At 71.4% G+C, this 9,115-nt stretch carries 8 protein-coding genes and 1 pseudogene; 3 read left to right on the forward strand and 6 right to left on the reverse strand.

Annotation, left to right across the window (positions count from 1 at the left end):
• Window positions 1-33: 33 nt before the first annotated feature.
• Window positions 34-1,467: a HAMP domain-containing sensor histidine kinase gene (locus tag OG974_RS25880; protein ID WP_327285756.1), complete on the forward strand. Its 1,434-nt coding sequence runs from the start codon at window positions 34-36 to the stop codon at window positions 1,465-1,467.
• Window positions 1,451-2,068, forward strand: a complete 618-nt coding sequence (locus OG974_RS25885) for a hypothetical protein (protein WP_327285071.1) — start codon at window positions 1,451-1,453, stop codon at window positions 2,066-2,068. The genes OG974_RS25880 and OG974_RS25885 overlap by 17 nt, the downstream gene beginning before the upstream one ends.
• A 401-nt stretch (window positions 2,069-2,469) precedes the next feature.
• Here OG974_RS25885 and OG974_RS25890 read toward each other — a convergent pair whose 3' ends face one another.
• The 3 genes from OG974_RS25890 to OG974_RS25900 all read right to left on the reverse strand — a co-directional run bounded on the left by OG974_RS25890 (window position 2,470) and on the right by OG974_RS25900 (window position 4,189).
• Window positions 2,470-2,727: a hypothetical protein gene (locus OG974_RS25890; RefSeq protein ID WP_327285072.1), complete on the reverse strand. Its 258-nt coding sequence runs from the start codon at window positions 2,725-2,727 to the stop codon at window positions 2,470-2,472.
• On the reverse strand, window positions 2,720-2,884 hold the full coding sequence (locus OG974_RS25895) for a hypothetical protein (RefSeq protein ID WP_327285073.1): 165 nt from the start codon (window positions 2,882-2,884) through the stop codon (window positions 2,720-2,722). The genes OG974_RS25890 and OG974_RS25895 overlap by 8 nt, the downstream gene beginning before the upstream one ends.
• Before the next feature lie 90 nt (window positions 2,885-2,974).
• Window positions 2,975-4,189 carry a helix-turn-helix domain-containing protein gene (locus OG974_RS25900; RefSeq protein ID WP_371644609.1) on the reverse strand — a complete coding sequence of 405 codons (1,215 nt, stop codon included), beginning with the start codon at window positions 4,187-4,189 and terminating at the stop codon, window positions 2,975-2,977.
• A gap of 90 nt (window positions 4,190-4,279) precedes the next feature.
• Here OG974_RS25900 and OG974_RS25905 point away from each other — a divergent pair.
• Window positions 4,280-4,790, forward strand: a pseudogene (locus OG974_RS25905) (GNAT family N-acetyltransferase).
• Window positions 4,791-5,027: 237 nt separating this feature from the next.
• Here OG974_RS25905 and OG974_RS25910 read toward each other — a convergent pair.
• The 3 genes from OG974_RS25910 to OG974_RS25920 all read right to left on the reverse strand — a co-directional run bounded on the left by OG974_RS25910 (window position 5,028) and on the right by OG974_RS25920 (window position 9,085).
• A complete protein-coding gene (locus tag OG974_RS25910; protein ID WP_371643420.1) occupies window positions 5,028-6,161 on the reverse strand; it encodes an IS30 family transposase in 1,134 nt (377 codons plus the stop codon).
• Window positions 6,162-6,581: 420 nt separating this feature from the next.
• Window positions 6,582-8,243: a phospho-sugar mutase gene (locus OG974_RS25915; protein ID WP_371644611.1), complete on the reverse strand. Its 1,662-nt coding sequence runs from the start codon at window positions 8,241-8,243 to the stop codon at window positions 6,582-6,584.
• A 35-nt stretch (window positions 8,244-8,278) separates the two neighbouring features.
• Window positions 8,279-9,085 carry a purine-nucleoside phosphorylase gene (locus OG974_RS25920; protein ID WP_327285076.1) on the reverse strand — a complete coding sequence of 269 codons (807 nt, stop codon included), beginning with the start codon at window positions 9,083-9,085 and terminating at the stop codon, window positions 8,279-8,281.
• Window positions 9,086-9,115 lie beyond the last annotated feature (30 nt).

The raw sequence follows: 9,115 nt of genomic DNA on the forward strand, positions 1-9,115 counted from the left end.
CGGCGCTGGACCAGCCTGCGGCTGCGGCTCCTCATGGTGTTCTCCCTGGTCGCGCTGGTCGCCGCCGTCTCCGCCTCCGGGATCGCGTACTGGCTCAACCGCGAGGCCGTGCTCACCCGTACCCAGGACGCTGCCCTCGGCGACTTCCGCCAGGAGATGCAGAACCGGGCCGCGGCACTGCCCGCCGACCCCACGCCCGAGGAGATGCAGCGCACAGCCGAGCTGATGGCGGGCAGCAGCCCCGGCTACAGCGTGCTGCTGGTCGACGAGCGCAAGGACGGCCGCAAGGTGTTCGGCGCGGCCGGCCCCGACGCCTTCGGGCTGGACGACGTACCGGGCTCGCTGCAGCGTGCGGTGAACGACCGGCAGAAGGCCACGGCCGCGAACGACGCCGAGTACCACGTGTACTGGCAGCGGACGAAGCCGCGCGGCAACCCGTACCTGGTCGGCGGGACGCGGATCGTGGGCGGCGGGCCGACCGGCTACATGTACAAGTCCCTGGCGCAGGAGCGGGACGACCTGAACGCGCTCGGCTGGTCGCTGACCATCGCGACGGGCCTCGCGCTGCTCGGGTCCGCGCTGCTGGCACAGGCGGCGGCGCGGACGGTGCTCAAGCCCGTACAGCGGCTCGGGGACGCGGCGCGGCGCCTCGGCGAGGGCGAGCTGGACCACCGGCTCGACGTGTCGGGGACCGACGAACTCGCCGACCTGTCACACACGTTCAACAAGACGGCCGAGGCGCTGGAGAAGAAGGTCGCCGACATGAGCGCCCGCGAGGAGGCCAGCCGGCGTTTCGTCGCGGACATGTCGCACGAACTGCGCACTCCGCTGACGGCGTTGACGGCGGTCGCCGAGGTGCTGGAGGAAGAGGTCGAGGACCTCGACCCGATGATCGCCCCGGCGGTCGGACTGGTCGTCAGCGAGACGCGCCGGCTGAACATCCTGGTGGAGAACCTGATGGAGGTCACCCGCTTCGACGCGGGGACGGCGCGGCTCGTGCTCGACGACGTGGACGTCGCCGACCAGGTGACGGCGTGCATCGACGCGCGGGCGTGGCTCGACGCGGTCGAACTGGACGCCGAGCGGGGCATCGTGGCGCGGCTCGACCCGCGCCGGCTCGACGTCATCCTCGCCAACCTGATCGGCAACGCGCTCAAGCACGGCGGCTCGCCGGTACGGGTGTCGGTGGTCGTCGAGGGCGACTGGCTGTCGATCGCGGTCCAGGACAACGGGCCGGGCATCCCGGAGGAAGTGCTGCCGCACGTCTTCGACCGCTTCTACAAGGCGAGCGCCTCGCGGCCGAAGTCGGACGGCAGCGGGCTGGGCCTGTCGATCGCAGTGGAGAACGCGCACATCCACGGCGGTGACATCACCGCGGCCAACGGGCCGGAAGGCGGTGCACTGTTCACGCTGCGGCTGCCGGTGGACGTGGGGAAGGTGATCGCCGGTGATGGCGCGGACGCGTAGGACGCTGGTGCTGTTGGCCGTGGCGGGCTTGGTGTCCGGGTGCGGGATCAGGGCGACGACGGTCCCGGTGGACGTCGGAGCGGCACCGTCACGGGTGTCGTGCGACACCCCGGTGCCGCAGACCGGGGTCCAGGGATTCCGGGCCACGGTGGAACTGGTGTGCGGATCGCAGCTGGTCGGTGTGGAGCGGGTGGTGCCGGTACCGGAGAAGAAGCCGGTACGCGACCCCGTGGTGCTGGTCGCCGAGGCGCTGCTGGAGGCGCTGGAGCGGGACCCGTCGGCGGAGGAGCGCGACGCGGGCTTCACGACCGGAGTCCCGGAAGGGCTGACGGTCGCCCCGGCGCGGACCGGCGACCCGGCGGGGACGATACGCATCAGCCGCAAGCCGGAGGATCTGCCGCCGGTCGCGCTGTCGCAGGTGGTGTGCACGCTGGCGGGCAGCGAGGCGGTGTCGGCGGGCCCGGGACCGGTGGTCCTGGGCGGGCCGGACGCGGATCCGCCGCGGGCGTGGGAGTGCACGGAGACGGTCCGCAGCCGCCCGGAATCGGTCCCCACCCTCGGCGAACTGGTCCGCCCCTCGGCTTCGCCGTCCCCTTCTTGACGCGCCGCTCGCACGGCTCGGCCCCGGCGGGCCTCCCCGGCGGGTCGGCATCAGAGGAGGGCCGCGCCGGCCCGTCAAGGGCGCTCCTTCGTCGCGTCGCCACGCGATCGCCTCCGGCGCCCCTTGACGGCCCGACCCGCCCCGGAAAGACAAAGACTGCCGGGAAGCCCCAGAAGGACGGTCACGGGGACGAGTAGCAGAAGCGCCCGCATCACCGAAGCGCCGACCCCTCTGCGACCAGCCACGCCGCGGGCAAAGCCCATTTCCCCCCAACCCAGGGCCGGGGCGGCCTACCCGCACGAAACGGCGAAACCAGATCAGCCCAGGGACCCTCCGGGCGCACCAGGTCGCTACGCGCTCCGCACGGCTTGGCGCCCGCCGCCCGTCCGGGGCTGACCTGGTCAATTCGGTGGCCGTCGCCGGTTCAGGCAGGCTTCCAAGGTGTCGATGTACTCGGTGGACACGATGTTGCCCACTGCGGTGGTGAATTCGAGACCGGACCGGTCGCGGACGTAGGCCAGCCGCATCCACTGCTCGGCTCCGGTGTCGGACACGTTCTCGTTGACCACGGCCATCAGCTCGCCTTCGGTACCGGACGCGATGTCGCGGACACGGCGGTGGAGGAGCCGGTGGTGGACGTACTCGTACCGCTCACTCATCGGCTGCCGCCTCAAAGGTGTCGAGGAAACGCTCCCATCCGCCCCGCGCACGGTCGAGGAGGCCCTGGCTGGGGTTGTCGAGGGCCATCGCCCTCGACGGCGAGTCGTCGGGATCGAGCGGACGGGTTGATGCCGTCTCTTGTTGCGTTGTTGCCATGCCGCATCCCTCGCGTTGTCTGCCGGACGGTTTGATGCTCTCGTCGGCCAGCGAGGGACTACAGGGACGCAACGTCCCACTTTTGCGGTCTTAGTCGGTGATGCCCAGGAACTCCGCCAGCTGCCGCACGCCTGGCGGGTGGTGCGGTCCCGCCCACAGATCCGCCACGATGGCCACAGCCAAGGTGTGGTGACGCAGCCACGCCGGGGCCACCTTCCGCAGTCTTTCGAGCGCCTTGACGGCCCCGGCGGCGTCTCCGATGTCCGTGTGGGCGCGGGCCAGATCCAAGAGCAGCCACGTACGCCACGAGGGAGGGGTGTCTTTGCCGAGCCTTATCCCGCTGGCCAGCGCCAGGGCTTCCGCCGGCCGCTCGTGCTGAACGGCGAGGCGCACTCGTTCAATGCGTACGGACGACCGGCTGAAGACTGAGACCAGCTTGCCGTCGGTCGGCGGAGGCAGTGCGGCCAGACGGCCCGCCGCCTTCTCCGCGGTGACCATCATGTCGTTGGCGGTCTCGTAGTCGTCGCTCCGCGCGTACGAGGTCGCCGCGGACATCAGCAGCCCGCCCCATACGCGGACACCCTCTGACGTACCGCTGTGTTCCCGCTCCACAGCGTCTGCGGCATGGACGGCCAGGTTCCGCGCGTCGTCCAGGCGGGCCTGGCGTTGGTAGGCCCACGCCACGGAGTTCGACAGCATCGGGGCCAGCAACGGGTCCGATGAGTCCCCGGCGGCAGCGTAGGCGCGCTCCAGAGCCGAGAGCGCGAGGTCGGTCTTTCCCAGACGGATGGCCAGGTGCCCACCCAGTTGCAGAGCCTTGCCGAGGGCGGCTTGACCGGCTGCCCGCTGGTCAGCGTTACCGACGGCTGCCAGGAGGCGGGCGTCGGCGATCATGCCGGGGAGTAAGCCCATGAGACGGCCGAAGTCCGCCGAGTGGTACAGGGTCCATCCGGCCGCCAGTTCGGCACGCAGAAGGGGGAGCGACAGGCGCTCGACACCTGTGGGTTCTACAGGGGGTGCGAACAATGGAGGCATGATCGCGCGCCGGACGGCCACGAGTGCGGGGGAATCGGCCTCACCGTTCGACGGCACCCCAGGCGGATCGCCCAGCAGGCTCGTCAGTTCGACGCCCAGTCCCTTCGACAAGGCGTGGAACGTGGGCAGCCGCGCGCTGTGCTTGCGCTTCTGTTCCAATTTGCGTACGACGTCCACGGACACGCCGGACCGCTCCGCCAACCCTTCTTGCGTGAGATCGGCGAAACGACGAAGACGACCCAACCGGTCACCCAAGTGCTCAGAGGCCATACCGCAAAGCTACGCCGTAGGTGATGCTGGCCGTCGGCGGTCGTCGCGGATAGGGCCTCCTCGACCGCGCGTTCCCCTTGAAAGGCCTGGATGAGCCAGTCAGCACCAGTGATCATCGAACAGCTTGACGGCTCGGCTGCGGCGAAGGCTGAGGACGCCTTCCGACGAGGCGGAGGTGTCTGCCACTTTCCGTCGCTTCCGGGCACAGACCCGCAAGAGCACTTTCCTCGGAGCCCTGGCGACGGCTGAAGGCGGCCAGCCCGTCGGCTTGGCGTACGGCTACCCACTCGGCCCGCAGACGGGTTGGTGGGACCAACTCACTGAGCCGGTGCCGGAGGACATGCGCCGCGAGGACGGCCGCCGAACCTTCGGCCTGATGGAACTCGCCGTGCGCGCCGCGTGGCGTAGTCAGGGCGTCGCCCGCCGGCTGCACGAAACCCTCCTCGTCACCACCGACGCCGAACGTGTCCTGCTCAACGTCCACCCGGACAGCGAAGCGGCCGTGGCCGCGTATCGAGCATGGGGCTACCGCAAGGTGGGTGATGCCCGCCCGTGGGCCGGGGCACCGCTGCACGACGTGATGCTGCTCGACCTCGGCTGAACACCCCCAGGCGGCCGCCGGACGCCATGTCATGAGGAGCGCACGGCGATCCGGTGCACCTGGAGGCTTTCCGGGCCGATCCGGTCGTCGTCAGGTTCCGGTCCGGGCGGAGAACGGGGAGCGGTGGACGGGCGGGGCGGGGAGGGGCTCCGCGCAGCGGGAACGGCAGCGAGAACGGCAGCGGCCCCCCGAGACGGGGCGGTTTCTAGGGATCGTCGCAACACCTGGTTGGTTTGATCAGGCGGCAAGTAGTTTATGCAGGCGCTCGGCTGGGGTCTCCCAGCCGAGCGTTTTGCGTGGGCGCCCGTTGAGCTGGGCCGCGACGGCGTCGAGGTGGTCGCGTCCGTGGACGGACAGGTCGGTGCCCTTGGGGAAGTACTGCCGCAGCAGGCCGTTGGTGTTCTCGTTCGAGCCGCGCTGCCAAGGGCTGGCGGGGTCGCAGAAGTAGACCGGGATGTCGGTGGCATCGGTGAACGAGCCGTGCGCCGCCATTTCGCTGCCTTGATCCCAGGTCAGCGAGCGCACCAGGTGTGCGGGCAGCGTCTGAACCGTCTCGACGAGGGCGTCGCGGACGTGTTCCGCGCTGCGGCCGTCGGGCAGGTGCAGGAGCATCACGTAGCGGGTGGCGCGTTCGACGAGGGTGCCGATCGCGGAGCCGTTGTCTTTGCCGATGATCAGGTCGCCTTCCCAGTGGCCGGGCACGGCCCGGTCCTCGACCTCGGCCGGGCGTTCACTGATCATGACCATCGGGGTGGTGAAGCGGGGCTGGCGCTGCTGGGCCTGGCGGCGCGGTGTGCGGCGGGCGCGTCCCAAACGCAGGGCGCGGGCCAGCTCTCGGCGCAGTTCGCCGCGGCCCTGGACGTAGAGGGCCTGGTAGATCGTTTCGTGGACCACGTGCATCTCCGGCCGGTCGGGGAAAGTCCGGCGCAGACTCTCGCAGATCTGCTCCGGGCTCCACTTCAGGTCCAGGCCGTCCTGGACGAAGTCCTGCAGCACGGGGTTCTGGCCGATCTTCCCCGGCTTGGGGCGGGGCCGGCGGGCGTCGGCGCGGGCCTGGGCCGCGTGCGGCCGGTACTGGCCGTTACCCGGGTGCCGATTGCGGCGGATCTCCCGGCTGACCGTGGACGGGCTGCGGCCCAGCTCGGCCGCGATCGTACGGATGGCTGCCTTCTCGCGTAGCCGGTCGGCGATGTGGATCCGGTCCGCCTCGCGCAGAAAGCGCGAAGGACCGGACGAGGGCGCTACCGCTGTGAGCGGTAGCGCCCTTCCGGTCCTGCCGGACGGGGCGCGGCCGTTACGCCACCGCTTCCCCGTCCTGAGGTTGATACCGACGATCCGGCACGCTTCCCGACTGCTCACGCCTTGCTGCATGAGCTGAAGGTAGGCACGCCGTTCCTCGGTCAACGAACGGCGTCCCCGGTTGACTGAACGGTCCCGGATCTCGAAGTCCATCGCACTCCCCGAATCGGGGTGTTGCGACGATCACTAGAACTCAAGCGGATCTCGGGGGGCCGAAGTGGCCCCGGCCCCCGCCGGACGGGACGGGGGTCGGGGAGTCTGGCGATGCACCCGACGGGCGGACTCTCCCCCGGTGCAGCGACGTGGAGCCCGGGGCCCGGGGTCCCGGCCCCCGCATCCGACGGACGGAGTCCGGCGCAGCGGCGTGGAGCCGATGAGTGCCCCGGGGGCCCGGGCCGCCGCACGTGACGGACGGTGTCTCCCGCGGCTACCGCTGGGAGGTGCCCCCAGCGGTAGCGGCGTGGAGCCGGTGAGTGCCCCGGCGCGTCGGAGTCAGATGCCGGCGGCCGCGGAGAGGTCCTTCTTGATCGCGTCCAGGATCTCCTGGCCACGGGCGCGGGCCGGGACGAGGTCCGGGGCGTCCGCCACCGGCACCACGACCTCCAGGTAACACTTCAGCTTCGGCTCCGTGCCCGACGGCCGCACGATCACCCGGGCCTTGTAGTCGCCCTCCAGGTGGTAGCGCAGGCCGTCCGTGGGCGGGAGCGTCGCCGTACCCCGGTTCAGGTCCTCCGCCGAGGAGACCCGCAGGCCCGCCAGCGACACCGGCGGCTCCGCCCGCAGCGCGGCCATCGCCGAGGCGATGACCGATAGGTCGGAGACGCGGACCGACAGCTGGTCGGTGGCGTGCAGGCCGTGCTCCATCGCCAGGTCGTCCAGCAGGTCGGTCAGCGTGCGGCCCTGCTCCTTGAGCTCCGAGGCCAGCTCCGCCACCAGCAGGGCGGCGGTGACGCCGTCCTTGTCACGGACGCCCTCGGGGTCCACGCAGTAGCCGAGGGCCTCCTCGTAGCCGTAGCGCAGGCCCTCGACGCGGGCGATCCACTTGAAGCCGGTGAGGGTCTCCTCGTAGCCGACGCCCGCCGCCTCCGCGATCCGCCCCAGCAGCGAGGACGAGACGATCGACTCGGCGAAGACGCCGGTCGCGCCCTTGTGGACCAGGTGGGCCGCCAGCAGCGCGCCGACCTCGTCGCCGCGCAACATCCGCCAGCCGTCGGGAGCCGCGTCGTCCGGGACGGCGACCGCGCAGCGGTCCGCGTCCGGGTCGTTCGCGATGACGATGTCCGGTCCGACCTCGGCGGCCTTCGCGAAGGAGAGGTCCATCGCGCCCGGCTCCTCCGGGTTCGGGAACGCCACCGTCGGGAAGGCCGGGTCCGGCTCCGCCTGCTCGGCGACGAGGACCGGCGCCGGGAAGCCGTGCCGGGCGAAGGCGGCCATCACGACGTCCTTGCCGACGCCGTGCATGGCCGTGTAGACCGTCCGCACGCCCCGGGGGGAGCCGGGGGTCAGCACGGCGTCCGTACGGGCCAGGTAGGCCTCCAGGACCTCGTCGCCGAGGTCCTCCCAGCCGGACTCCGGGCGGGGGACCGAGGCGAGGGTCTCCACGCGCGCGATCTCCGCCGCGATCTCCGTGTCCGCGGGGGACACGATCTGCGAGCCGTCGCCGAGGTAGACCTTGTAGCCGTTGTCCCGGGGCGGGTTGTGGCTCGCGGTCACCTCGACGCCGGCGACGGCACCCAGGTGCCGTATGGCGTACGCGAGGACGGGAGTCGGCAGCGGGCGGGGCAGGACGGCCGCGCGCAGGCCCGCGCCGGTCATAACGGCGGCGGTGTCACGGGCGAAGTCCGAGGACTTGTACCGGGCGTCGTAGCCGATGACGACCAGGCCGTCGGCGTGGCCCTGGGCCTTCAGGTAGGCCGCGAGGCCCGCCGCCGCCCGGATGACCACCGAGCGGTTCATCCGCATCGGGCCCGCGCCGATCTCGCCGCGCAGCCCGGCCGTGCCGAACTGGAGAGTGCCGGAGAACCGGTCCGCCAGTTCGGCGGTGTTCCCGGTCTCGACGAGCTCGGCGAGCTCGGCCGCCGTCTGCGGGTCCGGGTCCTCGGCCAGCCAGGCCCGGGCCCGGGTGATCAGGTCGTCCTGTCCCTGTTCCTGCACTACTTCCGCCTTGTCTCTCGTACGGTGCCGGTGCCTCAGATGCGGTCGAGGACCTGCGTCAGCAGCTTGCCCATGCGCGCGGCCGAGTCACGGCCGGCCTGGAGGACCTCTTCGTGGTTCAGCGGCTCGCCGGACAGGCCCGCCGCCAGGTTGGTGACCAGGGAGATGCCCAGCACCTCGGCGCCGGCCTCGCGGGCGGCGATCGCCTCCAGCACGGTGGACATGCCGACCAGGTCGGCGCCCATGACGCGGATCATGTTGATCTCGGCCGGGGTCTCGTAGTGCGGGCCGGGGAACTGGACGTAGACGCCCTCTTCGAGGGTCTCGTCGATCTCCTTGCACATCGCGCGCAGGCGCGGCGAGTACAGGTCGGTCAGGTCCACGAAGTTCGCGCCGACGATCGGCGAGGCGGCCGTCAGGTTGAGGTGGTCGCTGATCAGGACGGGCTGGCCGGGCTTCATGCCCTCGCGCAGACCGCCGCAGCCGTTGGTCAGGACGACGGTCTTGCAGCCGGCGGCGACGGCGGTGCGCACGCCGTGGGCGACGGCGGCGACGCCGCGGCCCTCGTAGTAGTGGGTCCGGCCGAGGAAGAGCAGCGCACGCTTGTCGCCGATCTTGTACGAGCGGATCTTGCCGCCGTGGCCCTCGACCGCGGGCGGCGGGAAGCCGGGCAGCTCGGTGACGGAGAACTCGGCCTCGGGTGCGCCCAGCGCCTCTGCGGCGGGGGCCCAGCCGGAGCCCATGACGAGGGCGACATCGTGGGTTTCGGCGCCTGTCAGCTCACGCAGGCGGGCGGCTGCGGCGGTGGCGTCGGCGTAGGGATCGGTAACAGATGCGTTCACGCAGACGAGCGTAGCCGGTCATTGCCTACG

It is taken from the genome of Streptomyces sp. NBC_00597 (assembly GCF_041431095.1).
Taxonomy (GTDB): domain Bacteria; phylum Actinomycetota; class Actinomycetes; order Streptomycetales; family Streptomycetaceae; genus Streptomyces.